At 74.1% G+C, this 25,392-nt stretch carries 25 protein-coding genes and 1 pseudogene; 11 read left to right on the top strand and 15 right to left on the bottom strand.

The annotated features are described in order from the left end of the window. Nucleotides 1–76: 76 nt before the first annotated feature. The 4 genes from ACL02U_RS25990 to argH all read right to left on the bottom strand — a co-directional run bounded on the left by ACL02U_RS25990 (nt 77) and on the right by argH (nt 5,215). On the bottom strand, nt 77–1,600 hold the full coding sequence (locus tag ACL02U_RS25990) for an MFS transporter (protein WP_412793367.1): 1,524 nt from the start codon (nt 1,598–1,600) through the stop codon (nt 77–79). Then, the gene (locus ACL02U_RS25985) at nt 1,597–2,163 is read right to left on the bottom strand and encodes a TetR/AcrR family transcriptional regulator (RefSeq protein WP_412793366.1); all 567 of its coding nucleotides are present in this window, start codon (nt 2,161–2,163) and stop codon (nt 1,597–1,599) included. Before ACL02U_RS25985 ends, ACL02U_RS25990 begins: the two co-directional genes overlap by 4 nt. Before the next feature lie 188 nt (nt 2,164–2,351). Then, entirely contained in the window at nt 2,352–3,323 is a 972-nt protein-coding gene (locus ACL02U_RS25980) for an aldo/keto reductase (RefSeq protein WP_412793365.1), read from the bottom strand. A gap of 461 nt (nt 3,324–3,784) precedes the next feature. Further along, the gene (argH, locus tag ACL02U_RS25975) at nt 3,785–5,215 is read right to left on the bottom strand and encodes an argininosuccinate lyase (RefSeq protein ID WP_412793364.1); all 1,431 of its coding nucleotides are present in this window, start codon (nt 5,213–5,215) and stop codon (nt 3,785–3,787) included. 136 nt (nt 5,216–5,351) lie between these two features. On the opposite strand from argH, the gene ACL02U_RS25970 reads away from it, so the two are divergent. Continuing rightward, nucleotides 5,352–5,945 carry a pyridoxamine 5'-phosphate oxidase family protein gene (locus ACL02U_RS25970; RefSeq protein WP_412793363.1) on the top strand — a complete coding sequence of 198 codons (594 nt, stop codon included), beginning with the start codon at nt 5,352–5,354 and terminating at the stop codon, nt 5,943–5,945. A gap of 126 nt (nt 5,946–6,071) precedes the next feature. On the opposite strand, the gene ACL02U_RS25965 is transcribed toward ACL02U_RS25970, so the two are convergent. After that, nucleotides 6,072–7,541 carry a sensor histidine kinase gene (locus tag ACL02U_RS25965; RefSeq protein WP_412793362.1) on the bottom strand — a complete coding sequence of 490 codons (1,470 nt, stop codon included), beginning with the start codon at nt 7,539–7,541 and terminating at the stop codon, nt 6,072–6,074. Next, nucleotides 7,538–8,278: a response regulator transcription factor gene (locus tag ACL02U_RS25960; protein WP_412793361.1), complete on the bottom strand. Its 741-nt coding sequence runs from the start codon at nt 8,276–8,278 to the stop codon at nt 7,538–7,540. The genes ACL02U_RS25965 and ACL02U_RS25960 overlap by 4 nt, the downstream gene beginning before the upstream one ends. A gap of 150 nt (nt 8,279–8,428) precedes the next feature. Here ACL02U_RS25960 and ACL02U_RS25955 point away from each other — a divergent pair, with 150 nt between their 5' ends. From ACL02U_RS25955 to ACL02U_RS25935, 5 genes are read left to right on the top strand one after another with little or no spacing between them, the layout of a single operon-like run. Next, nucleotides 8,429–9,781: a ferric reductase-like transmembrane domain-containing protein gene (locus ACL02U_RS25955; protein WP_412793360.1), complete on the top strand. Its 1,353-nt coding sequence runs from the start codon at nt 8,429–8,431 to the stop codon at nt 9,779–9,781. 10 nt (nt 9,782–9,791) lie between these two features. Further along, nucleotides 9,792–10,385 carry an FMN-binding protein gene (locus tag ACL02U_RS25950; protein WP_412793359.1) on the top strand — a complete coding sequence of 198 codons (594 nt, stop codon included), beginning with the start codon at nt 9,792–9,794 and terminating at the stop codon, nt 10,383–10,385. 59 nt (nt 10,386–10,444) lie between these two features. After that, on the top strand, nt 10,445–11,827 hold the full coding sequence (locus ACL02U_RS25945; protein WP_412793358.1) for a ferric reductase-like transmembrane domain-containing protein: 1,383 nt from the start codon (nt 10,445–10,447) through the stop codon (nt 11,825–11,827). 36 nt (nt 11,828–11,863) lie between these two features. Next, nucleotides 11,864–12,325 (top strand): FMN-binding protein, encoded by a 462-nt coding sequence (locus ACL02U_RS25940; protein WP_412793357.1) that lies wholly within the window; start codon nt 11,864–11,866, stop codon nt 12,323–12,325. Between the two features lie 55 nt (nt 12,326–12,380). Next, entirely contained in the window at nt 12,381–13,118 is a 738-nt protein-coding gene (locus ACL02U_RS25935) for an FAD:protein FMN transferase (protein WP_412793386.1), read from the top strand. A gap of 135 nt (nt 13,119–13,253) precedes the next feature. Here the strand turns inward: ACL02U_RS25935 and ACL02U_RS25930 are convergent, their stop codons facing one another. The 5 genes from ACL02U_RS25930 to argC all read right to left on the bottom strand — a co-directional run bounded on the left by ACL02U_RS25930 (nt 13,254) and on the right by argC (nt 18,179). Then, the gene (locus tag ACL02U_RS25930) at nt 13,254–13,799 is read right to left on the bottom strand and encodes an arginine repressor (RefSeq protein ID WP_412793356.1); all 546 of its coding nucleotides are present in this window, start codon (nt 13,797–13,799) and stop codon (nt 13,254–13,256) included. A 7-nt stretch (nt 13,800–13,806) separates the two neighbouring features. Next, entirely contained in the window at nt 13,807–15,012 is a 1,206-nt protein-coding gene (locus tag ACL02U_RS25925; protein ID WP_412793355.1) for an acetylornithine transaminase, read from the bottom strand. Beyond that, on the bottom strand, nt 15,009–15,914 hold the full coding sequence (gene argB, locus ACL02U_RS25920; RefSeq protein ID WP_412793354.1) for an acetylglutamate kinase: 906 nt from the start codon (nt 15,912–15,914) through the stop codon (nt 15,009–15,011). Before argB ends, ACL02U_RS25925 begins: the two co-directional genes overlap by 4 nt. Continuing rightward, entirely contained in the window at nt 15,911–17,062 is a 1,152-nt protein-coding gene (gene argJ / locus ACL02U_RS25915) for a bifunctional glutamate N-acetyltransferase/amino-acid acetyltransferase ArgJ (RefSeq protein WP_412793353.1), read from the bottom strand. Before argJ ends, argB begins: the two co-directional genes overlap by 4 nt. Before the next feature lie 88 nt (nt 17,063–17,150). Continuing rightward, a complete protein-coding gene (gene argC, locus ACL02U_RS25910; protein ID WP_412793352.1) occupies nt 17,151–18,179 on the bottom strand; it encodes an N-acetyl-gamma-glutamyl-phosphate reductase in 1,029 nt (342 codons plus the stop codon). Nucleotides 18,180–18,346: 167 nt separating this feature from the next. Between argC and ACL02U_RS25905 the strand changes: the two genes are divergently transcribed. Continuing rightward, nucleotides 18,347–18,754 (top strand): hypothetical protein, encoded by a 408-nt coding sequence (locus ACL02U_RS25905; RefSeq protein WP_412793351.1) that lies wholly within the window; start codon nt 18,347–18,349, stop codon nt 18,752–18,754. A 293-nt stretch (nt 18,755–19,047) separates the two neighbouring features. Then, nucleotides 19,048–19,500, top strand: coding sequence for a DUF6314 family protein (locus ACL02U_RS25900; protein ID WP_412793350.1), 453 nt, complete (start codon nt 19,048–19,050; stop codon nt 19,498–19,500). On the opposite strand, the gene ACL02U_RS25895 is transcribed toward ACL02U_RS25900, so the two are convergent. The 3 genes and pseudogenes from ACL02U_RS25895 to ACL02U_RS25885 all read right to left on the bottom strand — a co-directional run bounded on the left by ACL02U_RS25895 (nt 19,482) and on the right by ACL02U_RS25885 (nt 21,870). Then, nucleotides 19,482–20,075, bottom strand: coding sequence for a histidine phosphatase family protein (locus ACL02U_RS25895; protein WP_412793349.1), 594 nt, complete (start codon nt 20,073–20,075; stop codon nt 19,482–19,484). The two genes, ACL02U_RS25900 and ACL02U_RS25895, sit on opposite strands and share 19 nt — an antisense overlap. A gap of 66 nt (nt 20,076–20,141) precedes the next feature. After that, nucleotides 20,142–20,273, bottom strand: a pseudogene (locus ACL02U_RS25890) (GNAT family N-acetyltransferase); the annotation flags it as partial. Between the two features lie 166 nt (nt 20,274–20,439). Then, complete coding sequence (locus tag ACL02U_RS25885) at nt 20,440–21,870, bottom strand: PLP-dependent aminotransferase family protein (protein WP_412793348.1); 1,431 nt, start codon at nt 21,868–21,870, stop codon at nt 20,440–20,442. Here ACL02U_RS25885 and ACL02U_RS25880 point away from each other — a divergent pair. Both ACL02U_RS25880 and ACL02U_RS25875 read left to right on the top strand, forming a co-directional pair. Then, nucleotides 21,869–22,786, top strand: coding sequence for a DMT family transporter (locus ACL02U_RS25880; RefSeq protein ID WP_412793347.1), 918 nt, complete (start codon nt 21,869–21,871; stop codon nt 22,784–22,786). The genes ACL02U_RS25885 and ACL02U_RS25880 overlap by 2 nt on opposite strands. An 87-nt stretch (nt 22,787–22,873) precedes the next feature. Next, entirely contained in the window at nt 22,874–23,077 is a 204-nt protein-coding gene (locus tag ACL02U_RS25875) for a DUF1918 domain-containing protein (protein ID WP_412793346.1), read from the top strand. Here ACL02U_RS25875 and ACL02U_RS25870 read toward each other — a convergent pair. After that, nucleotides 23,043–24,341 carry a glycoside hydrolase family 10 protein gene (locus ACL02U_RS25870; RefSeq protein ID WP_412793345.1) on the bottom strand — a complete coding sequence of 433 codons (1,299 nt, stop codon included), beginning with the start codon at nt 24,339–24,341 and terminating at the stop codon, nt 23,043–23,045. The genes ACL02U_RS25875 and ACL02U_RS25870 overlap by 35 nt on opposite strands. 189 nt (nt 24,342–24,530) lie before the next feature. Between ACL02U_RS25870 and ACL02U_RS25865 the strand changes: the two genes are divergently transcribed. Next, nucleotides 24,531–25,392: 3-hydroxybutyryl-CoA dehydrogenase (locus ACL02U_RS25865; protein ID WP_412793344.1), on the top strand; the 862-nt coding region annotated here is incomplete at its 3' end.

The raw sequence follows: 25,392 nt of genomic DNA, 5'->3' as shown, positions 1-25,392 counted from the left end.
TGAGTGAAGAAGACGACGGGGCGCCGCCCTCGCAGCGCCCAGGGACCGGGCGGCCGCGGGCGGCGCCGCGGGCGCCTCAGCCGGCCTCGTCCAGCCGGCGGCCGGCAAGCATGCGCCAGGCCGCGGCCGCCGTCGCCAGCAGCACCGCGGCGCCCACACCCGAGGCGAGGGTCAGGCCGTGCACGAAGGCGCCGCGGGCCGCGGACAGCAGCGTCTGCGCGGTCTCCGCGGGCAGTGTCCTCGCCGCCTCCACGGCCCCGCCCAGCGACTCCTGCGCCCCGGCCGGGACGCCGGGCGGGGCGGCGAAGCCCCGGTAGACACCGGTGACGATCGAGCCGAGCAGGGCGATGCCCAGGGCGGCGCCCAGTTCGTAGGCGGTCTCCGACACCGCCGAGGCGGCACCCGCCTGCTCCTTCGGCACGGAGGAGAGGATGACGTCGGCGGTGACGGTGAAGGAGAGACCGGCGCCGGCGCCGACCACCAGCAGGGCGGTGCCCAGGAGCGGGTAGCCGGTCGTGGCGTCGATCGTGGCCAGGGCGGCCAGCGCCAGGCCCACCGCCGCCAGACCGCCGGCGACCATCGCCCGCACCGAGAAGCGCCGGGCCGCCCGGCCGGCGACCAGACCGGCCGCCACCGCGCCCACCGCGGCGGGCAGTTCGGCCAGGCCCGCCTCGAAAGGGCTCCGCCCCTGCACGAGTTGCAGGTACTGGGAGAGGAAGAACACCAGACCGGAGAGGCCGAGCACGGTCAGCAGGTCGGCCAGGACGGCGCCGCTGAAGCCGCGGTCGCGGAACAGCCGCATGTCGAGCAGCGGTGCGGGCATCGTGAGCTGGCGGCGCACGAAGCCGTACAGTGCGGCCGCGCCGAGCAGGCCGGTGGCGGCGACGGGCCAGGTGAACCCGTGTGCCGCGGCCTCCTTCACCGCGTACACGACGCCGACCATGCCGACCAGCGACGCCAGGACGCTGACGGTGTCCCAGGGGCCGGGGTCGGGGTTGCGGGACTCGGGCAGCAGCCGGATGCCGACGAGTACGAGCACCGCCATCACGGGCAGGTTGATCAGGAAGACCGAGCCCCACCAGAAGTGCTCCAGCAGGAACCCGCCCGCGATCGGCCCGACGGCCGTGCCGGCGGAGGCGGCGGCGCCCCAGACCCCGACGGCGAGACTGCGTTCGCGGGGGTCGTGGAAGAGGTTGCGGATCAGCGCGAGCGTGGCCGGCATCAGGGTCGCGCCGGCGACACCGAGCAGCGCCCGGGCCGTGATCATCATCTCGGGGCTGGTGGCGTACGCGTTGAGGACGGACATCGCGCCGAACGCCGTCGCGCCGACGAGCAGGATGCGCTTGCGGCCGATGCGGTCGCCGAGGCTGCCCATGGAGACGAGCAGCCCGGCGATGACGAAGGAGTAGATGTCTCCGATCCAGAGCAGTTGGGTGCCGGACGGCTTCAGGTCCTCGCTGATGTACGGGGTGGCCAGGCCCAGGACGGTCGCGTCCACGGCCACCAGCAGCACGGCGAGCACGAGCACGCAGAGCGCGAGCCAGCGGCCGGGCCGCCGCACCGCCTCCGCCGTCGCCGCCGGCTGCAGGATGCTGGTCATGATTCCTCTCTTCGGGGTATGTCGGTGCGCCGTGCGCCGCCGAGCAGCAGCTCGACGATCATGTGGGTGAAGTCCTTCGGGGCCACCCGGCCTTCCGCCACGACCCAGGCTCCGGAGGCCAGCAGTCCGTAGAGGGCCTCCGTCAGCCAGGCTGGAGTGAGGTCGATGCGGAACTCGCCGTCGGCCTGGCCGCGCCGGAAGAGCGCGGCCACCCGGTCGTCGATGCGCGCCCAGCCCTCGTTCTGCGCTTCGCCCTCGAAGAGCTGGTTCTCGGTGTAGAGGAAGGCGAGGAGCCCGGCCGCGGGCTCGATGGCGGCCACGAGGCGGCGCACCGCCTCGCCGGCGGGGCCGTCCTCCGGACGGGCGGCGTCCAGCGCGGTCTCGCACTCGGCGATGCCGAGCTCCTCCAGGGCGCGCACCAGAGCGTCGCGTCCGGCGAAGTGGCGGTGGAGGGTGGCCCGGCTGATGCCGGCGGCCCTGGCGACCTCGTCCATGGTGGCGGTGGACTTGCGGGTCAGCAGGGTCGCGGCGGTGCGCAGCACGTGATCACGATCGACAGCCATGAGACAAGGATAGCCCACATGAGACATGAATGTCTCACATGGAACGTGAGGCTCTCACGACTCGACCGGCCGGCCCGCCGTCGGCGCGGGGTTGCGTCCGCGCCCACCGAGGGGCCCGAACGCCGGAGGCGCCGCTGCCGGGAGGAGGCAGCGGCGCCGGGGGGAGGAGGGAGGCGAGCGGGGGAGGGTCAGTGCCAGGGGAGCCGCGCGCGCTGCTTCCAGTAGGCCTGCGGTTCCTCGGCGAGCTTCTCCAGCCGGGCCAGCCGGCCGTCGTCCAGGTCGACGGCCGCGGCGTGCAGGTTGGAGGCCAGCTGGGAGGTGGTCGCCGCGCCGGAGAGCACCACCCCGGCCCAGGGCCGGCGCAGGATCAGGGCGAGGGCGACCGCGTCGCAGCCGAGGGACACCTCCGCGGCGACGGCCCGCAGGGCCTCCGGCGCGTGCGGGCCCGCCAGTCGGCCGTTCGCCATGCCCTCCTTGACGATCACGGTGAGGCCGGCCTCGTGCGCCTCGGCGAGGGCGGGGCCCGCCGAGGTCTCCAGGGCGTTGTAGGTGGACTGGACGGTGCGGAACAGCGGCTCACCGCCGACCGTGACGGCGAGCGCGGCACGGATGGCGTCGGCCTGGGCGGGACCGCTGGTGGAGAAGCCGACGGTGAGGCCCTGTTCGGCCGCCTCGGCCAGCTTCGCGTGGAGCGACCTGTCGGTGAGGGCCGGGCTGTCCGGTGTCACCGAGTGGATCTGGTAGAGGTCCAGCCGGTCGCCGAGCAGGGCGGCGGTCTCCGCGCGCTGCCGCTCGTAGGTGGCGGCCGTGTGGTCCTTGACCTCGTGCTGCTCGGCGTCGGTCGACCAGTCCGCGGTGTAGGTGTAGCCCCATTTGCTGCCGACGACGAGGTCGTCGACGTCGGGGCGGGCGTTCAGCCAGTCGGCCAGGAACTCCTCGGCACGGCCGTAGGAGCGGGCCGTGTCGACGTAGCGCACGCCCTGCGCGTAGGCGGCGTCCAGCAGTGCGTGCGTGCGTGCCCGCAGGGCGTCGACGGTGCGCTCGGCCGGGAGGTCCGCCTGCCGGCCGAGGTTGATGTAGCCCGGGCGGCCGACGGCGGCGAGACCGAGTCCGAGGTGCGCGGTGGGCGTGGTGGCGGTGGCCAGTCGACTGAACGGCATGGCGGCTCCCTGCACGGTCGGGGCATCGGACCGGCCTCAATCTACCGACGGCCGGGCCGCCCGGCCCGGGGCGGCGCAGCCCGGCGGGCCCCGGGTGGCCGACCCCGACCCGGGGGTGGCGCAGCCCGGAGGCCGCGGGGCGGCGGACCCCGGCCCGGGGGTGGCGGAGCCCGGCGGGCCCGACTGGAGGATCGGGACCCCGGGGAGGGGACCCCGAGGATCGGGACCCCGGGGAGGGGACCCCGGGGAGGGGACCCCGGGGAGGGGACCCCGAGGATCGGGACCCCGAGGAGGGGACCCCGGGGGGCGGAACGGCCCCCGGTTCCTCGCGGACGCGCGTCGGCACACGGGCGCCGGGACGCGGGGCGACACGCGGGCCGGCACACGGGCCGTCGGCGGGCGGGGACCGCGGGACCCACGGGACCGTCGGGCGCCCCCCGGGCCCATGAGACGGGACCGGCTCAGCCCCGTTCGGCGGAGGCCCACCGGCGCTGCGCCGCGAGGTCCTCCTTCACCTCGGCGAGCTGGACGGCGACCGCGGCGGGCGCCGTGCCGCCGCGGCCGTCGCGGGAGGCCAGGGCGCCGGGGACGTTGAGTACCGAGCGCACCTCGGGGGTGAGGTGCGGCGAGATCGCGGCGAACTGCTCGTCCGTCAGGCCGTCCAGCTCCTTGCCCTCGGCCTCGGCCTCCTTGACGCATGCGCCGGCCACCTCGTGCGCGACGCGGAACGGCACCCCGCGCCTCACCAGCCACTCGGCGATGTCGGTGGCGAGCGAGAAGCCCGCCGGGGCCAGCTCCGCCATGCGCTCGCGGTGGACGGTGAGGGTGGCCATCATGCCGGTGAAGGCCGGGAGCAGGACCTCCAGCTGGTCGCAGGAGTCGAAGACCGGCTCCTTGTCCTCCTGCAGGTCGCGGTTGTACGCGAGCGGCAGGGCCTTGAGGGTGGCCAGCAGGCCGGTGAGGTTGCCGATCAGGCGGCCGGACTTGCCGCGGGCCAGCTCCGCGATGTCCGGGTTCTTCTTCTGCGGCATGATCGAGGAACCGGTGGAGAAGGCGTCGTGCAGGGTCACGAAGGAGAACTCCTTCGTGTTCCAGATGATGACCTCCTCGGCGATCCGGGAGAGGTTGACGCCGATCATGGCGGTGACGAAGGCGAACTCGGCGACGAAGTCACGGGATGCCGTGCCGTCGATGGAGTTGGCCGCGCTGCCGTGCTCGAAGCCGAGGTCCCGTGCCACCGCCTCGGGGTCCAGTCCGAGGGAGGACCCGGCGAGCGCGCCGGAGCCGTACGGCGAGACGGCCGTGCGCGCGTCCCACTGGCGCAGGCGTTCGGCGTCCCGGGACAGCGACTGCACGTGCGCGAGGACATGGTGGGCGAAGAGCACCGGCTGGGCGTGCTGGAGGTGCGTGCGGCCGGGCATCGCCACGTCCGGGTGCGCCTCGGCGAGACCGACCAGCGCCTCCTGCAGGTCGGTGAGCAGGCCGCCGATGATCCTCGCGTGGTCCCGCAGGTACATCCGGAACAGCGTGGCGACCTGGTCGTTCCTGGAGCGCCCGGCGCGCAGCTTGCCGCCGAGGTCGGGGCCGAGACGCTCCAGCAGGCCGCGCTCCAGTGCGGTGTGCACGTCCTCGTCTGCGATCGTGCCGGTGAAGGAGCCGTCGGCGACGTCCGCCTCCAGCCGGTCCAGTCCGGCGATCATGCGGTGCAGCTCGTCCTCGGTGAGGAGGCCCGCCCGGTGCAGCACGCGTGCGTGGGCCCGGGAACCCGCGATGTCGTAGGGGGCGAGGCGCCAGTCGAAGTGGACGGACGCGGACAGCTTGGCCAGGGCCTCGGCGGGACCGTCGGCGAACCGGCCGCCCCAGAGCCGTACGTCACCACTGCTGCTGCTCACTTGCGCCGCTCCTCACGCCGTCTCCACTATCTTGCATGAGTATGCGGAAGCTTGCATGATTCGTCAATCTCACCTTCCGGAGCCCGGCACTCGAATTGGTTAGACAGGCGAAGCATTCTCCCGGATACTCCCCTCCGTGGGAAAAACGCACGCGCGCATAGACGGCAGGCTCCGCACCTTCATCGAGGAGCAGCCCCTCTTCTTCACGGCGACCGCGCCGCTCGCCGGCGACGGCACCGTCAACCTCTCGCCCAAGGGGCTCAAGGGCTGCCTGGCGGTGCTCGACGACCTCACGGTGGCCTACCTGGACTTCGCCGGATCCAACGCCGAGACCATCTCCCACCTGCGGGAGAACGGCCGGATCACCCTGATGTGGTGCGCCTTCCAGGGTCCGCCGAACATCGTGCGCGTGCACGGCCGCGGGGAACCGGTCCTGCGGGACGACCCGCGCTTCCCCGGGCTGCTGGCCCGCTTCCCCGACATCGACCCGGCGCAGCACGGCCTGCGCGCGGTCATCGTGGTGCGCGCCGAGCTGATCCGCGACACCTGCGGCTACGCCGTGCCCTTCATGACCTACGACGAGGACCGCGATCTGCACGCCAGGCGGTTCGCCCGGGAGGACGACACCTCGCTCAGCCGCTACTTCGAGGGCAAGGAGCACATCGCGACGAGCATCGACGGGCTGCCCGGACTGCCCCTCCCGCTGCCCCCGACCCCGCCGGCCGGGTAGCGCGCCGCAGCCGGCCGCCGGACGGCGCCCCGGAACCGCACGCAACTGCTCGGCACCGCACGCCGCCGCACGGGACCACGGGCACCACGGGGCAGGAGGGCCCGCGGCCCGGCGGCACCGCACCGTTCACCCGGTGCTCAGCCGGACGGTGAACGTCGTCGACCCGGGACGGCTGTCCAGCGCCACGGTGCCGCCGTGCGCCTCCGCCACGGCCGCGACGATGGCCAGGCCCAGCCCGGCGCCACCGCCGCCGGCCTCGCTGCGACGGCGGTGCTCGGCCCGGGTGAAGCGCTCGAACACGCCGGGCTGGACATCGGCCGGGATGCCGGGGCCGTCGTCGTGGACGCGCAGCACCGCCGCACCGGCCCCGGTCTCCAGGGCGACCGTCACCTCGGTGCCCGCGGGCGTGTGCAACCGGGCGTTGGCCAGCAGGTTGGCCAGCACCTGCGTCAGCCGGTGGGCGTCGCCGGGCACGATGACCGGGTCCTCCGGCAGCTCCAGCGTCCAGCGGTGCCCGGGGCCGGCCGCGCGCGCGTCCGCGACGGCGTCCAGGACCAGCCGGGTCAGGTCCACCGGCCCGCGCTCCAGCGGCCGGCCCGCGTCCAGCCGGGCCAGCAGCAGCATCTCGTCGACCATCTCGCCCATCCGGGACGACTCCGCCTCGATCCGCTCCAGCGCCCGGGTGACCTCCGGCGGCACCGGCCCCGGGTGCAGCAGCGCCAGCTCCGCGTGCCCGCGCACCGAGGCCACCGGGGTGCGCAGCTCGTGGCTGGCGTCGGCGGCGAAGCTGCGCAGCCGCTCCTCGCTGGCGTGCCGCTTGGTGAGCGCGTTCTCGACATGGCCGAGCATCCGGTTGAAGGCGGCGGCCACCCTGCCCACCTCACTGCGCGGATCGGCCTCCGGCGCCCGCGGCGGCAGCGCGACCTCCCCGCTGGCCAGCGGCAGCTCGCTCACCCGGGTGGCGGTCGCGGCGACCCGGCTCAGCGGGCGCAGCGACCAGCGCACCCACAACGCCCCGGCCACACCGGTCGCGACGAGCGCGATCCCGAAGACGACCCCGGACACCAGCTCCAGCCGGTGCACCGCGGCCTCCACGGGCTCCAGCGGCAGCCCGGTGATCAGCACGTCGCCGTCCAGCCCGCGGCTGGCCAGCACCCGGTAGCTGTCCAGGGAGGACAGTTCCACGCTGTGTCCCCGGCCGTCGACCGGGACCGCGGCGAGCAGCCGCCGGTCGCGGGGCGTCAGCGTGACGACGAGGTCCGCGGTCGCGTCCCCGGAGCGCACCACCGCCGCGTCGGTGACCGCGCCGCCGACCAGCCGCGCGCCGAAGGTGCCCGTGGCCTGCCGCCGGGTGTCCAGGTGCTCGTCCCCGTCGTGGTCGTCGGGCACCGACCCGCGGTGCTCCAGACTCGCCGGGAACCGGGTCCCCACCTGGGCGAGCTGCTCGTCCAGGCGGCGGGTGAGGAAGCCGTTCAACTCGAACACGGCGGCCAGGCCGACGGCGGCGCAGCTCACCGCCAGGAGTACCACCAGGCCGGCGGTGAGCCGGGCGCGCAGGCTGCGCACCCGCGGCAGCCGCACCGCGAACCGCTTCACCGGGCCACCGGCTTGAGGACGTACCCGGCGCCGCGCACGGTGTGGATCATCGGCTCCCGGCCGGCGTCGACCTTCTTGCGCAGGTAGGAGATGTACAGCTCGACGACGTGGGCCCGGCCGCCGAAGTCGTAGGACCAGACCCGGTCGAGTATCTGCGCCTTGCTGAGCACCCGGCGCGGGTTGCGCATCAGGAAGCGGAGCAGTTCGAACTCGGTGGGCGACAGCTCGATCAGCTCGCCGCCCCGGGACACCTCCCGGGCCTCCTCGTCCATGACCAGGTCGCCGACGATGAGCCGGGGCCCCTCCTCCTGCTGGCGGGCCATGCCGGCGCGGCGCAGCAGTCCGCGCAGCCGGGCCACCACCTCCTCCAGGCTGAACGGTTTGGTGACGTAGTCGTCGCCGCCCGCGGTGATACCCGCGATGCGGTCCTCGACCGCGTCGCGCGCGGTGAGGAACAGCACGCACACGTCCGGCGTCACCTCGTGCAGGGCGCGCAGCACGGCGAAGCCGTCGGTGTCGGGGAGCATCACGTCCAGCACGACCGCGTCCGGCCGGAGTTCGTCGGCCGTGGCGACGGCTTCGGCCCCGTCGCCGGCCGTGCGCACCTCCCAGCCCTCGTAGCGCAGCGCGCCGGACAGCACCTCGGCGAGATCGGGGTCGTCGTCGACGACGAGGACGCGCAGCGGGGTGCCGTCGGGCCGGGTGAGGGCGGGGCGGCCGGAGCGAGTGGTGTTCATGGCAGTTCCCAGCATCCACCCTCCGCAGGGTGAAACGACTCTGAGAACACTCAGAGTTTCCTCTGAGTCCGTGCCGGAGCCGCCTTCTCAGAGGTCTCTGAGAGGTTCGGCCCGCACAGTGGCGTCCGTGACGGCGAAAGGACACACGCGATGACCACCGTGTACGAGCAGCGGACGGCGTCCCGGGCGGCCCCGGCCGCCCGTCCCACCCACGCCGCCCCCCTGCTGGCCCTGCTGTGGGCCGGCGCCGCGGCCGTGATCGCCCTGTGGTGGTCCGGCACCGGCTCCGTGGTCGGCGCGGCGGGCTGGCTCACGGGCGCGGGCCGGATCACCGGACTGCTCAGCGGCTACTCCTGCGCGGTGCTCGTGGGCCTGATGGCCCGGGTGCCGCTGCTGGAGCGGCGGATCGGCTCGGACCGGGTCGCCCGCTGGCACGCCATGGCCGGCCGCTACACGATCTCCCTGCTGGTGGCGCACGTGGTGCTGATCCTGGCGGGCTACGCGGCGCAGGACCGGCAGTCGCTCTGGCACGAGACGGTCACCGTCGTCCTGGACTACCCGGAGATGCTCAAGGCCACCGCCGGCACGCTGATCCTCCTCACGGTCGGCATCATCTCGGCGCGGGCCGTGCGCCGCCGCACCGGATACGAGTTCTGGTACTACGTCCACCTCCTCACCTACGCCGCCGTCTTCCTCGCCTTCGGCCACCAGCTCGCGCTGGGCAACGACTTCGTAGGCAACGCGGCGGCCACCGCCGCCTGGTACGCGCTGTACCTCGGTGTGGCGGCGCTGGCGGTGTGGTTCCGCGTCCTGGTGCCGGTGCGGCTGAACCTGCGGCACCGGCTGCGGGTGGAGTCCGTGCACCTGGAGGCGCCCGGCGTCTACTCGGTCGTCATGGTGGGACGGCGCCTCGACGAGCTCGACGCCCGGCCGGGTCAGTTCTTCCGCTGGCGCTTCCTCGGTGCCGGGTTGGGCTGGACGTCCACGCCGTACTCCCTGTCGGCGCCGCCGCGGCCCGACCGGATGCGGATCACCGTCAAGTCCCTCGGCGGCCACAGTGCGGCCGTGGCGCGGCTGCGGCCGGGCACCCCGGTGTGGGCGGAGGGCCCCTACGGTGCCCTCACCGCCGACCGGCGCACCGCGCGCAAGGCCCTGCTGATCGCCGGCGGGGTCGGCATCACACCGATGCGGGCGCTGTTCGAGACGCTGCCCGGTGAGGTGACCCTGCTGTACCGGGCGCGGAACAGGCAGGACCTCGCACTGGGCGGGGAGCTGGAGGCCGTCGCGCGCTGGCGCGGCGCGCGGGTGCTGTACGCGCTCAACGGCCCGCACGGCGCCCGCCCCGATCTGAGCGCCGCCGCCCTGCGCTCCCGGGTGCCCGATCTCGCCGGGCACGACGTCTACCTGTGCGGTCCGCACGGCTTCGCCCAGGAGGTGTACGCGCAGCTGCGCGCCGCCGGGGTGCCGGACCGCCGCATCCACCACGAGTCGTTCGAGCTGTGAGGCCTGTGACGTGCACGCTTTGAGGAAGACCCGTCCGCTGCGCCGCATCGTGCTGGCGAGCGCCGCCACCGTCTCGGGTGTGGTGCTGCTGCTGTCGATGAAACCGCACACCACCCCCGGCCCGGCCGTCGCGGCCCCCGCGCCGACCAGCACCAGCAGCAGCGCCGGAACCGGCACCGACGGCACCGGATCCACCGGCACCTCGGGAGACTCCGGCACCTCGGGAGACTCCGGCACCTCGGGAGACTCCGGCACCTCGGGAGGTTCCGGTACCTCGGGAGACTCCGGCATGTCCGGTGACACGGGGGGCTCCGGGAAGACGACCGGCACGAAGACCGTGACCGGCGAGACCGCCGACACCCGGTGGGGCCCCGTGCAGGTGCGCGTCACGGTGCAGGACGGCAAGCTGACCGACGTCAGCGCGGTCGTCTACCCGACGGGGAACCGGCGCGACCAGGAGATCAGCAGCTACGCGATCCCCCAGCTGCGCAGGGAGGCGCTGGCCGCGCAGAGCGCGGACATCGACACCGTGTCGGGGGCGAGCTACACGAGTGACGGTTACCGTCGGTCACTGCAGTCGGCCCTGGACTCGGCGGGGCTCTGAACGCTCGGCCGGCGGCGGCCGTATGAGGGGGCCAAGGGTCCCGTCCCCACGGAGGAACCGTGACCACCACGCTCGCCGGCGGCCGTGCCGCCCGCCGCCAGACGATGCGCCGCATCCGGCCGCGCCGCTCCCCCGCCGTCCCGCTGCAGGCCGCCGTCCTCGCGGGCGCGGCCGCGGTGCTCTGGCTGTGGTGGCACGACACTCCGACCGTCACGGACGACACCGGCCGGATCCTGAACGCCGGGCGCATCACCGGCCTGCTCGCCGGCTACCTGATGGCGCTGGTCGTCCTCCAGATGGCCCGGGTGCCCGCGCTGGAGCGCCGGGTGGGCTCCGACCGGGTGGCCCGCTGGCACGCGATGAGCGGCCGCTACACCCTCTGCCTGGTACTCGCCCACGTCGTGCTCACCATGTGGGGCTACGCGCGCCAGTCCGGACGGTCCCTCGCCGGCATCGTGCAGCAGACGATCGACTCCGTGAACGGACTGCCGGACCTGGGCAAGGCCGCCGCGGGCACCGGGCTGCTGCTGCTCGTCGGGCTGGTCTCGGTCGGCGCGGTGCGCCGCCGGATCCCCTACGACGCCTGGTACCACGTGCACCTGCTGACCTACGCGGCGGTGTTCCTGACCTTCTGGCACCAGCTCAGCACCGGCAACGACTTCGCCGTCGAGCCCGTGGCGAGGACCTTCTGGTACGCGCTCTACGGAACCGTCACCGCGCTGGTGCTCTGGTACCGCGTGCTGACCCCGGTCCGCCTGAACCTGCGCCACCGCATGCGGGTGGAGGCGGTCGTGGAGGAGACGCCCGGCATCGTGTCGGTGCTGATCGGCGGGCGGCGGCTGCACCGGATGGGCGCCCAGGCCGGACAGTTCTTCCGCTGGCGCTTCCTGGCGCCGGGGATGCGGTTCAGCTCCCACCCGTACTCGCTGTCCGCGGCGCCCCGCCCGGACCTGCTGCGGATCACCGTGAAGGCGATCGGCGACCACAGCGGCCGCCTGCGGGATCTGGAGCCCGGCACGAAGGTGTGGGCGGAGGGCCCCTACGGTGCGCTGACCGCGCAGCGCCGCAGCCGCGGCAAGGTGCTGCTGGTGGCCGGCGGGGTCGGCATCACCCCGATGCGGGCGCTGTTCGAGACGCTGCCGGCCGCCGCCGGGGACCTGACGCTGCTGTACCGGGCCACCACCACTCAGGACCTGGCGCTCTGGGACGAGCTGGCCCGGATCGCCGACGAGCGCGGGGCGCGGCTGATGTACGCGATCAACGGCCCGGACGGGGCGCGCCCGGACATCTCCGCGGAACGGCTGCGGGACAAGGTGCCGGACATCGGCGAGCATGATGTCTTCCTGTGCGGGCCGCCCGGCTTCGCGCAGTCCGTGTACGAGGCACTGCGCGGCGCGGGAGTCCCCGCCCGCCGCATCCATCACGAGTCGTTCGCGATGTGAGCGACGGACACGAGGATCACGGGAGCTGTCACAGCGATGAGGAACAACCATCCCCTGCGGCGGATCGTGCTGACGACCGCGGCCACCGTGTCCGGGGTCGTACTGCTGCTGTCGTTGAAACCGACCTCCGGGCCGCAGCCCGCCGCCCAGGCGGCCGGCGGCGCGGCACCGCCGCCGACCGCGGCGGCCTCCGCACCGGCCGGCGGCGGTGCTCAGGCGGCCGGCGGCACCACCGTCACCGGCGACGCGGTGCGGACCCAGTACGGAGCCGTGCAGGTCCGGCTGACGATGAGCGGCGACCGGATCGTCCGGGCGCAGGCGGTGCGGGCGCCGAGCGGCGGGCACAGCGACGAGGTCACCGCCATGGCGGTGCCGCGGCTCAACCAGGAGGTGGTGGCCGCCCAGGGCGCCGGCATCGACGCGGTGTCGGGGGCCACGTACACCAGCGACGGCTACCGGCGGTCGCTGCAGTCGGCGCTGGACCGGGCCGGTGGCTGAGCCGGTGCCGGGATCCGCGGAGGCTCCCGCCGCGGTGCGCCGGGCGGAGGAGGTCATGGGGACGGTCTTCTCCTTCGACGCCCGCGGCGGGGATCACGAGGCGGTGCGTGCCGCGCTCGACGAGGCGGTGGCGGAACTGCACCGGGTCGACGAGGTGTTCAGCACCTACCGGCAGGACAGCCAGGTCTCCCGGCTTGCGGGCGGGGAACTGGACCTGGCGGCGTGCGACCCCGAGGTCGCCGAGGTGCTGGAGCTGGGCGCGGAGGCGGAACGGGTCAGCGACGGCTGGTTCAGCACGCGCTACCGCGGTCGCCTGGACCCCACCGGGGTGGTCAAGGGCTGGGCGGTCGAGCGGGCGGCCCGGCGGCTGGCGGAGGCCGGGGTGCGCGGGGTCAGCGTCAACGGGGGCGGGGACGTCCAGATGGTCGGGGCACCGGGCCCGCAGCGGTCCTGGCGGGTCGGGATCGCCGACCCGCTGCGGCCGGGCGGACTGGCCGCGGTGATCTCGGCGGCGGGCGTGGACCGCCTGGCGGTGGCCACCTCCGGTACGGCGGAGCGCGGCGCGCACATCGTCGACCCCCGCACGGGCCGCTCCGCGGTGACGGACCTGGTGGCGGTCACCGTGGTGGGGCCGTCGCTGACCTGGGTGGACTGCTGGGCGACGGCGGCGTTCGCGATGGGGTCGCGGGCCGGGCTGGCCTGGTTGGAGTCGCTGCCCGAGGTGGAGGGGCTGCTGATCACCGCGGGGGACGAGGTGCGGTGCACGGGCGGTCTCGCCGCCCGGCTGGGCTGATGCGGCGGGCCCGGCGGGGACCGCGACGGACGCCCGCGCGACGGACGCCCGCGCGGCGGGCCCGCGGGGCGGGCCGGACGGCGGGCCGCGCGTCCGGGCCGGACCCGCTCCCCGCGCGGCCCGGTCCCGGGTTCCTCACTGACCGTTCTGCGCCAGCCGCAGCAGGTGGTCGGCGAGCGCCTGGCCCCCGGTGGGGTTGCGGCTGATCAGCAGCAGGGTGTCGTCGCCGGCGATGGTGCCGAGGATGTCGTGCAGCTCGGCCTGGTCGATCGCCGACGCCAGGAACTGCGCCGCCCCGGGCGGGGTGCGCAGGACCACGAGGTTCGCGGACGCCTCCGCGGAGATCAGCAGCTCCTGCGAGAGGCGCCGCATCCGCTCCTCCTTGGCCGACTCCCCCAGCGGCGCGCGCGGGGTGCGGAACCCGCCCTCGCTCGGCACCGCGTAGATGAGGTCGCCCTCGGTGTTGCGGATCTTCACCGCGTTCAGCTCGTCCAGGTCCCGGGAGAGCGTCGCCTGGGTGACGCTCAGTCCGTCGTCGGCCAGCAGCTTCGCCAACTGGCTCTGGGAGCGGACGGGTTGCCGGTTGAGGATGTCCACGATCCGGCGGTGGCGGGCGGTGCGGGTCTGCGGCACGGCGGGCCCGGCGGCCTCCTGCTGCCCGTGGTCCTGCGACTGGCTCATCGTCGTCTCAATCTCCGGATCGTCCGTCCCCGTGACATGCGTCGAGGATGCCGGGCAGTGACCCGAGGAAGGCGTCCACCTCGTCGTCGCGGAGATTCAGCGCGGGCATCAGCCGTACGACGTCGGGGGCGGGCGCGTTCACCAGGAGTCCGGCCTCCTGAGCCGCCTGCTGCACCTGCGGTGCGAGCGGCTCGGTGAGCACGATACCGAGGAGCAGGCCGGCGCCCCGGACGTGCCCGACCAACGGGTGGCCCAGCGACGCGATTCCCTCCCGGATCCGCTCGCCCTGCCGCTTGGTGTTCTCCAGCAGTCCCTCGTCCGCGATGGTGTCGAGGACGGCGAGGCCGGCTGCGCAGGCGACCGGGTTGCCGCCGAAGGTGGTGCCGTGCTGGCCGGGCTGCAGCAGGTCGGCGGTCCGGCCGAAGGCGACGGCCGCGCCGAGCGGCAGTCCGCCGCCGAGCTGCTTGGCGAGGGTGACGACGTCCGGCAGGACGCCTTCGTGCGCCTGGTAGGCGAACCAGTGGCCGGTGCGGCCGACACCGGTCTGCACCTCGTCGAGGACGAGGAGTGCCCCGGTCGCCGCGGTGATCGCACGCGCCGCCTTCAGATAGCCGGGAGGGGGCACCACGACCCCGTTCTCGCCCTGGATCGGTTCGATGACCACCAGGGCGGTCTCGTCCGTCACCGCGGCGGCCAGCGCCTGCGCGTCACCGTACGGCACGTGCGTGACGTCGCCCGGCAGGGGCCGGAAGGGGGCCTGCTTGGCGGGCTGCCCGGTGAGGGCGAGGGCGCCCATGGTGCGGCCGTGGAAGCCGCCCGTGGTGGCGACCATGCGGGTCCGCCCGGTCAGCCGGCCGATCTTGAAGGCGGCTTCGTTGGCTTCGGCACCGGAGTTGCACAGGAAGACGCGGCCCTCCCGGCCGAACAGCTGCAGCAGCCGTTCGGCGAGGGCGATGGTCGGTTCGGCCATGAAGAGGTTGGAGACGTGGCCGAGGGAACGGATCTGCCGGCTGACGGCCTCGGCGACCGCCGGGTGGGCGTGGCCGAGCGCGTTGGTCGCGATGCCGCCGACGTAGTCGAGGTACGCCCGCCCGCCGGCGTCCCACACCCGGGAGCCCTCGCCGCGCACCAGGGGCAGCCGGGGAGTGCCGTAGTTGTTCATCAGGGCGGCCTGCCACCGCTCCGTCAGGTCCTGGTTGGTCTCGTCGCTCACGACTCCCCCTCGGTGTCCTCGTCGGGCACGACCATGGTGCCGATGCCCTCGTCGGTGAAGATCTCCAGCAGGATCGAGTGCTGGACCCGGCCGTCGATGACGCGGGCGGTGCGCACGCCGTTGCGGACGGCGTGCAGGCAGCCCCGCATCTTCGGCACCATGCCGGAGCTGAGGTCCGGCAGCAGCTTCTCCAGTTGGGAAGCGGTGAGGCGGCTGATCACCTCGTCGGAGTGCGGCCAGTCCTCGTACAGGCCCTCGACGTCGGTGAGGACCATCAGGGTCTCGGCGCCGAGCGCCGCCGCGAGGGCGGCCGCCGCCGTGTCGGCGTTGACGTTGTAGACGTGGCCGTCGTCCTGGGAGCGGGCGACGGAGGAGACGACCGGGATGCGTCCGTCGGCCAGCAGCGCCGAGATCGCTCCGGTGTCGATGCGGGTGATCTCGCCGACCCGGCCGATGTCGACCGGTTCGCCGTCGATCTCGGGCCGGTGCCGGGTGGCGGTGATGGTGTGCGCGTCCTCGCCGGTCAGGCCGACGGCCAGCGGACCGTGCTGGTTGAGCAGGCCGACCAGCTCGCGCTGCACCTGCCCGGCCAGCACCATGCGCACGACGTCCATGGCGTCCTCGGTGGTGACCCGCAGTCCGGCCCGGAACTCGCTGACGATGCCGTGCCGGTCGAGGGCGGCGCTGATCTGGGGGCCGCCGCCGTGCACGACGACCGGCTTGAGGCCGGCGTGGTGGAGGAAGACCACGTCCTGTGCGAACGCGGCCTTCAGCTCCTCGTCGACCATGGCGTTGCCGCCGAACTTGATGACGACGGTCCTGCCGTTGTGGCGGACCAGCCAGGGCAGCGCCTCGATGAGCGTCTCGGCCTTGGGCAGGGCGGTGTGCTTGCGGGTGCTCATGAGGCGTAGGCGCTGTTCTCGTGGACGTAGTCGGCGGTCAGGTCGTTGGTCCAGATGGTGGCGGTGTCGTGGCCGGCGGCGAGGTCGGCGACGATGTGGATCTCGCGGTACCGCATGTCGACCCGGTCCCGGTCCTCGCCGACGGAGCCGTTCCTGCACACCCACACGCCGTTGATGGCGACGTTCAGCCGGTCCGGTTCGAAGGCGGCGGAGGTGGTGCCGATCGCGGACAGCACGCGGCCCCAGTTGGGGTCCTCGCCGTGCAGGGCGCACTTGAGGAGGTTGTTGCGGGCGATCGACCGGCCCACCTCGACGGCGTCGTCCTCGGTGGCCGCGTTCACCACCTCGATCCGGATGTCCTTGCTGGCGCCCTCGGCGTCCCCGACGAGCTGCCGGGCGAGGTCGTCGCAGACCGCGCGGACGGCCTCGGTGAACTCGTCCTCGCCCGGGGTGCGGCCGGAGGCGCCGGAGGCGAGCAGCAGCACGGTGTCGTTGGTGGACATGCAGCCGTCGGAGTCGACGCGTTCGAAGGTGGCCCGGGTGGCGGCGCGCAGCGCCCGGTCCAGGGCCGCACTGCCGAGGTCGGCGTCGGTGGTGAGGACGACCAGCATGGTGGCGAGGCCGGGGGCGAGCATGCCGGCGCCCTTCGCCATTCCGCCGACGGTCCAGCCGTCGCCGGTGACGACGGCGGTCTTGTGGACGGTGTCGGTGGTCTTGATGGCGAGGGCGGCCTTCTCCCCGCCGTGCTCGGTCAGCCGCGCGGCGGCCTCCTCGACCCCGGGCAGCAGCTTGTCCATGGGCAGCAGGACGCCGATGAGGCCGGTGGAGCAGACGGCCACCTCCCCGGCACCGATGCCGAGCACGTCGGCGGCCTTCTCCGCGGTGGCGTGGGTGTCCTGGAAGCCCTTGGGGCCGGTGCAGGCGTTGGCGCCGCCGGAGTTGAGGACGACGGCGGTCAGTTCGCCGCTCCTGAGGACCTGCTCGGACCACAGCACCGGCGCGGCCTTCACGCGGTTGGTGGTGAAGACGCCCGCGGCCGCGCGGCGCGGCCCGGTGTTGACCACGAGGGCCAGGTCGGCATCACCGCTCTCCTTGATCCCGGCGGCGATGCCCGCCGCCGTGAACCCCTGTGCTGCCGTCACGCTCACTGTGTCTCCTTGTCCGCTGCTCCGCCCGGGCACGGCACCGGTACGGGCGTCCTGGTCCGCTGCGGCCCGGCGGCCGGGCGCGTCCCGCTCACGGCGCGATCCCGGCGGCCGTGAGCCCGGTGGTCTCGTCGAGGCCGAGGGCGAGGTTCATGCTCTGCACGGCGCCGCCCGCGGTGCCCTTGGTCAGGTTGTCGATGGCGCTGATGGCGATGATGCGGCCGGCGGCCTCGTCGTGGGCGACCTGGACCTGCGCGGCGTTGGAGGCGTGGACCGACGCGGTGGCGGGCCACTGCCCCTCGGGCAGCAGGTGGACGAAGGGTTCGTCGGCGTAGGCCTTGCGGTAGGCGGCGCGGACGGTGTCCGCGGTGACACCCGGCTTCGCCGCGGCGCTGCAGGTGGCGAGGATGCCGCGGGGCATCGGCGCGAGGGTCGGGGTGAAGGAGACGGAGACCCGCTCGCCCGCCGCCGCGCTGAGGTTCTGCACCATCTCGGGGGTGTGCCGGTGGCCGCCGCCCACGCCGTAGGGCGTCATGGAGCCCATGACCTCGCTGCCCAGCAGGTGCGGCTTGGGGGCCTTGCCCGCGCCGGAGGTGCCGGAGGAGGCGACGATCACGGCTTCCGGTGCGGCGAGCTGGGCGGCGTACGCGGGGAACAGCGCGAGCGTGACGGCGGTCGGGTAGCAACCGGGCACCGCGATGCGCTTGGACCCCTCCAGCGCAGCGCGGGCGCCCGGAAGTTCGGGGAGGCCGTAGGGCCAGGTACCGGCGTGCGGGGAGCCGTAGAAGACCTCCCAGTCGGCCGCGTCCCGCAGCCGGAAGTCGGCGCCCATGTCGACGACCAGGGTGCCGGAGCCGAGCTGTTCGGCGACGGCGGCGGACTGGCCGTGCGGCAGCGCGAGGAAGACGACGTCGTGCCCGGCGAGGGTGTCCGCGGTGGTCGGCTCCAGGACCCGGTCGGCCAGCGGCAGCAGGTGCGGCTGCAGCGCGCCGAGCCGCTGTCCGGCGTTGGAGTTGCCGGTCAGGGCTCCGATCTCGACCTCGGGGTGGGCGAGGAGCAGGCGCAGCAGTTCCCCGCCCGCGTATCCGCTCGCTCCGGCCACTGCCGCACGTACCGCCATGCCACTCCTCCTCCGGGACAGCATGACTATACGTTTCCATGCACTTTTATGCAATCTCCCCGAGCCGAGGGCGCCGGCCCACCTGCGACCGGTCCACGAGGGCGTCCGAGCAGCCACCGAAGTAGCCTCCGCAGGCACCCCTTGGACCACACCACCGGGAGGAACCAGTGTCATACCGGCAACAGCTCACCCCCGAGGACAAGCTCACCCCCGAGGAGAAGCTCGCCGACGCGAAGAAGCTGTTGGGCCTCCCTCGTATCGTCGTGATCTGCGGCTCCACCCGCTTCATGACCGAGATGAACGAGGCCGATCTGCGGGAGACCGAAGCCGGAAAGATTGTCGTCAAACCGGGCTGTGACATGAAGTCCCCGCACGAGCTCTGGTCCGATCCCGTCGAGGCCGAGGCGCTGAAGGTGCGACTCGGCGATCTGCACCGGGCGAAGATCCGGCTCGCCGACGAGGTGCTCGTAGTCGGCGACTACGTCGGAGACAGCACCCGGGCCGAAATCGCCTACGCCCGTTCGCTGGGCAGGCCCGTGCGGTTCACGCACCCCGAAGTCGACCCCGACGCCTGACCGCCCGCCGCCATCTCGACGACCAGCGCGGGCAGCCCGCCGCCTCACGGAGACCGGCGGACCGCCGACTCGGCCGGCTCGGCACCGGACTGAGCGGCAGGACGGGGGAGCGCCGGCGGGGCCTGACCCGGGGTTTCACGCGACGTCGCGCGAGCGCCGGAGACCACCGGCCGCGACGGGACCCGACCCGCCTGGTCCGCGACCGCCGCGGGGCGTCCCGCGGCCCCCTGCGGGGTCGGCGGCGGGGCGGGCGACAATGGGGGCGGCGGACGACGGCGAGGGAGTGCGGCTCGGTGGACGACTTCTGGCCGGTGCCCGACGTGCTGGCACATCTGGCCGGGCGGTGGCGGGTGGAGCGGACGGTGCTGGACCTGGCGACCGGGGACGAGGGGCGGTTCACGGGCACCGCCGACTTCGAGCCGGGGACCGGGACGGCGGCAGGCGGGCTGGTGCATCGGGAGTCCGGCACCTTCCGCTGGCGGGGCGTCGCACGGCCCGCCGGGCGCACGCTGCACTTCCTGCCGGGCGGCACGCCCGGACGCGCCGAGGTGCGGTTCGCGGACGGACGGCCCTTCCACGACCTGGACCTGACCCGCGGCCACCACGTAGCCGACCACCCCTGCGCGGCGGACCTCTACCGGGGAGAGTTCACCGTGCGGGACGCGGATCACTGGCGCGCGGTGTGGCGCGTCCGGGGCCCCGCCAAGGACCTCGTACTGACGACCGGCTACGCCCGCGTGGGCTGAGCCCAGGCGCCGTCGAGGCGCAGGTTCCAGCGGCCGCCGTGGCCGGTGACCGTGGTCGTCGACAGCGGCCGCACGTCGATGTTCCAGTACGCCGGGGGCGGCGCCTTGAGGGCGTAGACCAGTGCGGCGCGGATCACGGACGGCTCGGCCACCGCCACGATCCGGCCGCCGTCGTCGACCGGCCGGGTGTCGAGCCAGCCGCCGACGCGGGTGATGAAGGCGAGCAGCGACTCCCCGCCGTGCGGGCTGGAGCGCGGATCGGCGAGCCAGGCGTTCACCGCCTGCGGCTCGCGGGCCATCGCGTCGCGGAGTGTCATCCCGCGCCAGCGGCCCATGTCGCAGTCCCGCAGGGCGAGCTGGACCAGCGGGGCGTACCCGAGCGCGTCGCCGGTGGCACGGCTGCACGGCGTGGGCGAGCAGTAGCGCAGCTCCGCGGAGCCGAGCGGCAGCAGACCGCCGACCGCGCGCTGCACTTCCTCCCAGCCGCCCTGATCCAGGGGCCGGTCGTCCTCGAAGCGCTCGGCGAACGGCGCGGAGCTGCGCGCGGCCGCGACGAACGTGACCCGAACAGACATGTGTGGATGGTGATCCGACTCACTGTGCAGGTCAAGAGGTATCGACCAGGAGTTACCGAGGGTTGCTCACCGGGAACCCAGCGCCATCCACCGCTCGGGGTGCTCCAGCGGCCGGAAACCGGCCTCCTCGTACACGCCGTGCGCGTCCTGGGTGGTGGCGAGCAGGACGCGCCGCAGCCCGAACGGACGCAGGTGCTGAGATCTCGTGTCCGACGACGGGGAACGGAGTGTCGATCACGGCGGGATGCTCGCAGCCTCGGGGAGCCACGGTCGAACCGATATCCGCGGCCCGGTCGAACCGATATCCGCGACCCGGCCGGGCCGGATCGCGGTCGACGGCCGGCGGGGCCGGGGGGCCGCGCCGTCAGCGGAGCACCTCCTCGCAGGCCCGGTGCAGCCGCCGCACCCCCTCGGCGATCTCGCCCTCCCCCGCGACCGCCGCGAAACTGAGCCGTGTGTGGGCTGCCGGGGGCTCGGCACTGAAGTACGGGCGGCCCGGGGCCGTGGCGACCCCGGCGCGCAGCGCGGCGGCGGTCCAGGCGGTCTCGTCGGCGCCCTCGGGCAGCCGTACCCACAGGTGGTAGCCCCCGGAGGGGATGTGCGGCAGCGACAGCCCGGGCAGGTTCAGCCGCAGCGCGGCGGTCATGGCGTCGCGCCGGGACCTCAGTTCGGCGGCGAGGGTGCGCAGGTGGCGGGGCCAGGCGGGCGAGCCGACGAGTTCCAGGGCGGCTTCCTGGAGCGGCCGCGGCACGAAGAACATGTCGACGACCTGGATCGCCCGCAGCCGTTCCAGTACCGGCCCTCGGGCGGCGAGCGCGCTGACCCGCAGGCTCGGCGAGGTGGCCTTGGTCAGCGAGCCGACGTGGACGACGACTCCGTCGGGGTCGTCGGCGGCCAGCGGGCGGGGCAGCGGGCCGGCGTCCTCGTGCGCGAGCCGGCGGACGAAGTCGTCCTCGACGACGAAGGCTCCGGCCCGGCGGGCGATGCGCAGCACCTCCCCGCGCCGCTCGGGGGCGAGGACGGCGCCGGTCGGGTTCTGGAACAGCGGCTGGCACACGAACACGCGGGCGCCGGTCGCGCGGAACGCGTCGGCGAGCAGGGCCGGGCGCACGCCGTCCGGGTCGACCGGTACGGGGACCGGGCGGAGGCCGGCCGAGCGGGCGACGGCAAGCATGCCGGGGTAGGTGGGCGACTCGACCAGCACCGGCGCGCCCGGCGGGGCGAGGGCGCGCAGCGCGGTGGTGAGCGCCGCCTGGCCGCCGGCGCTGATGAGCACCTCGGCGCCGGTCACCGCGCCGCCGATGCCTCGGGCGAACCAGTCCCGCAGCTCGGGCAGCCCGTCCAGCGGCGGCCGCGTCCAGGCGCCGGGGCGCCGGCCGGCCCGGGCCAGCGCCGCCGCCATCGCCCGTTCCGGCTGGAGGGAGGGGTGGAGATAGCCGCCGTTGAACTCGATCACGCCGGGCGGCGGCGCGGCCAGCGAAGCGGTCACGCCGGAGGCGTCCGCGGAGCGGGGTACGGCGGCGCCGTCGGCGCTGAGGGCGACCTCCTGCCAGGAGGTGTCGCCGGACGGTTCGGCGGGTGTGCGGGGCCGGGCCCGGAAAGCGCCGGCGCCGGGGCGGGTCACCACCAGGCCGTCGGCCGCGAGCCGGGCGAGGGCGCGGGAGACGGTGACCGGGCTCACCCGGTACCGGTCCACGAGTGCCCGACTGGAGGGGAGCTTCTCACCTGGAGAGTAGCGGTTCAGTTCATTTCTCAGCAGGTTCGCCAGCTCTCCGACACTGCTACGCTCATGCATGAGAACACAGAGTAGCGCTATCGCCCCGGTTCCGATAGCGGTCGGCACCGCTCCCGTCCGGCCCTGGGCCGGGCTCCTCCAGGCCGCCCTCGGGGTCCTCGCCTTCTCGCTGACCTTCCCGGCCACCGCCTGGGGCCTGCAGAGCTTCGGTCCGTGGTCGCTGGTGGCCGCGCGGAGCCTGCTGGCCGCGCTGATCGCGGGCGGCTGCCTGCTGGCGGTGCGGGTGCCGCCGCCCGCGCGCCGCCACTGGCCGGGTATCGCCGTCGTCGCGGGTGGCGTGGTGATCGGTTTCCCGCTGCTGACCACCCTCGCCCTGCGCACCTCGACCACCGCGCACGCCGCGGTCGTCGTCGGGCTGCTGCCGCTGACCACCGCGCTGCTGTCGGCGCTGCGCGTCGGGGCCCGGCCCTCGCGTACCTTCTGGCTGGCGGCGCTGGCGGGCGCGGTCGCGGTGGCGGCGTTCACGGTGCAGCAGAGCGGGGGTGCGCTGAGCGGTGCCGACCTGTACCTGTTCGCGGCCCTGCTGGTGTGCGCGGCCGGCTACACCGAGGGCGGTCGGCTGGCGCGGGTGATCCCGGGCTGGCAGGTGATCGCCTGGGCGCTGGTGCTGTGCCTGCCGCTCGCGGTGGCCGGGGCGGCCGTCGCGCTGGCCTGCGAACCGGTACGGCCCACCGTGCACGGTGTGGCCGGGCTGCTGTGGGTCGCGGCCGTCTCGCAGTTCGGGGGCATGGTCGTCTGGTACCGGGGCATGGCGGCCGTGGGCATCCCGCGGGCGAGCCAGTTGCAGTTGGCCCAGCCGCTGCTCACACTGGTGTGGTCGGTGCTGCTGCTCGGCGAGCGGCTGCCCGTGGCCGCCCCCGTGACGGCCGCGGCCGTGCTCGTGTGCATCGCCGTCACCCAGCGGGCGCGTGGCTGACCGGCGCGGCGGCTCGCACGGGTACGCGGTCGCGGCGGGGAGCGGCACCGCGGTCCACCGCTTCCGCATCCTGGTGAGGAGGCCCAGATGCATGCATCCGTGGGCGACCAGCTCGTTCAGCACGGACGGGTGGTCGGTCAGCACGACCAGATCTCCGAAGTCGTGGAGGTGATGGGCGCGCAGGGCGACCCGCCCTACCGCGTCCGCTTCCCGGACGGCCACGAGGCCGTGATGTCGCCGGGCCCGGACTGCGAGATCAGGCACCGGCCGGGCCGGCAGCCCCAGCAGTGACCGGTCGGCGCGGGGCGGTCGCCGACCGCGGATAGTGGTCGGCGACCACTCGCGCCATCGCCCCGGCCCGGTCCGCCGCCACCTCACGGGCGGCGAAGTACACGTGCCCGCGCACCTCCGGGTGGTCCGCGGCGAGCGCAAGGTGCCGGGACAGTTCGGCGGGGTCCCGCCAGGCGGCGGGCTGCGCCGGATCGCCCGCCTTGTACAGCGCCTCGCCGATGTACAGCCGGGTCCGGCTGCCCCGGGCCTCCCGGGCCCACCAGGGCACGAGTACGGCGTAGTCGGCGGCGGTGAAGCCGATGTTCCAGTAGACCTGGGGGGCGAGGTAGTCGATCCACCCCTCGCGCAGCCAGGTGCGGGTGTCGGCGTGCAGGTCGTCGTAGGACTGCGCCCCCGCCTGCGTGCGGGAACCCCCGGGGTCGCTGTCCGCGTTGCGCCACACCCCGAAGGGGCTGATCCCGAACTGGGTGCCTGGCCGGACCTGCGCGACCCGGGCCGCCGTCTCGCGGACCAGGCGGTTCACGTTGTCCCGGCGCCAGGCGGCCCGGTCGGCGAAGGCGCCGCCGTGGCGTTCGTACGCCGCGGTGTCGTCGAAGGTCCGGCCGGCCACCGGATACGGGTAGAAGTAGTCGTCGAAGTGGACGGCGTCCACGGGGTAGCGGCGCACCGCGTCCATGATCGCCTCCTGGACGAAGGCGCGGACCTGCGGCAGGCCGGGGTTGTAGTAGAGCCGCCCGCCGTAGGGCACCACCCAGTCGGGGTGGAGGCGGGCGGGATGGGAGGGGACGAGCCTCGCGGGGTCCGCGTGGTTCGCGATCCGGTAGGGGTTGAACCAGGCGTGCAGTTGCAGTCCGCGGGCGTGCGCCTGCGCCACCGCCGTGCCCAGCGGATCCCAGCCGGGGTCCCCGCCCTGGGTGCCGGTGAGGTACTGCGACCAGGGCTCGTACGGTGAGGGCCACAGCGCGTCGGCGGTGGGCCGCACCTGGAGGATCACGGTGTTGAGCCGGCGCCGTACCGCCTCGTCGAGGTGGGCGGTCAGCTCCGCGCGCTGGGCGCCCGCCGTCAGCCCGGGGCGGGAGGGCCAGTCCCGGTTCTCCACGCAGGCGAGCCACACCCCCCGCATCTCCCCGGACGGGCCTGCGGCCCCGCCGCCGGCCCCGTCCGTCCGGTGGTGCCGACCGGTGCGCGGCACGGCCGCGGAGGAACCGGCCGACAGCGTCGACAGCGCGGCCACCGCGAACGCCCGCCGCGTCAAGCGCCCCATCCCCGGCCTTCCCTTCACACCGCGGGCCCGTGCCGTCACGGACCGTCCTCGGGCCCAAGAATGCCGCACCCGCACGATCGATCATCGATACTTCGCGGTAACGTGCACGATCGGAGCAGGCACCGGAACACGGCAGCCCTGCGACAGCCGAAGATCTGCGCGGACCGCGCAGGAACCGAAAGGGACGATGTGACGGACTTCCCAGCGGTGGACATCGCGCGCGTCGGAGTGGTGGGCTGCGGCCAGATGGGCGCCGGTATCGCCGAGGTCTGCGCCCGCGCCGGGCTCGACGTCAAGGTCGCCGAAACCACCGGCGAGGCCCTGGAGATCGGCCGTACCCGGCTGTTCAACTCCCTGGGCAAGGCCGCCGACCGCGGCAAGATCAGCGAGGAGGAGCGGGAGGCGACGCAGAGCCGCCTGCACTTCACGACCGACCTCGGCGAGTTCGCGGACCGCGATCTGGTGATCGAGGCCGTGGTGGAGAACGAGCAGGTCAAGACGGAGATCTTCCAGGTCCTGGACCAGGTCGTGACCCGGCCCGACGCGATCCTCGCCTCGAACACCTCGTCCATCCCGCTGGTGAAACTGGCCGTGGCCACCTCCCGCCCGGACCAGGTCGTGGGCATCCACTTCTTCAACCCCGCCCCGGTGCAGCAGCTCGTCGAGCTGATCCCGGCGCTGACCACTTCCGAGGGCACGCTGAGCCGGGCCCAGCTGTTCGCCGAGAAGGCGCTCGGCAAGCACGCCATCCGGGCTCAGGACCGCTCCGGCTTCGTGGTCAACGCGCTGCTCATCCCCTACCTGCTGTCCGCCATCCGGATGTTCGAGACCGGCATCGCCAGCCGCGAGGACATCGACAACGGCATGGAGATGGGCTGCGCGCACCCGATGGGTCCGCTGAAGCTCTCCGACCTGATCGGCCTGGACACCGTGGCGTCGGTCGCGCAGAGCATGTACGAGGAGTACAAGGAGCCGCTGTACGCCGCTCCCCCGCTGCTGCAGCGGATGGTCGACGCCGGCCGGCTGGGCCGGAAGTCCGGCTCGGGGTTCT

Origin of the sequence: Streptomyces sp. MS06, from assembly GCF_047200655.1 — a bacterium.
In the GTDB taxonomy this organism is placed as follows: Bacteria; Actinomycetota; Actinomycetes; order Streptomycetales; family Streptomycetaceae; genus Streptomyces.
The sequence above is the reverse complement of the archived record's forward strand: the minus strand, read 5'-3'. Positions and strand labels throughout refer to the sequence as shown.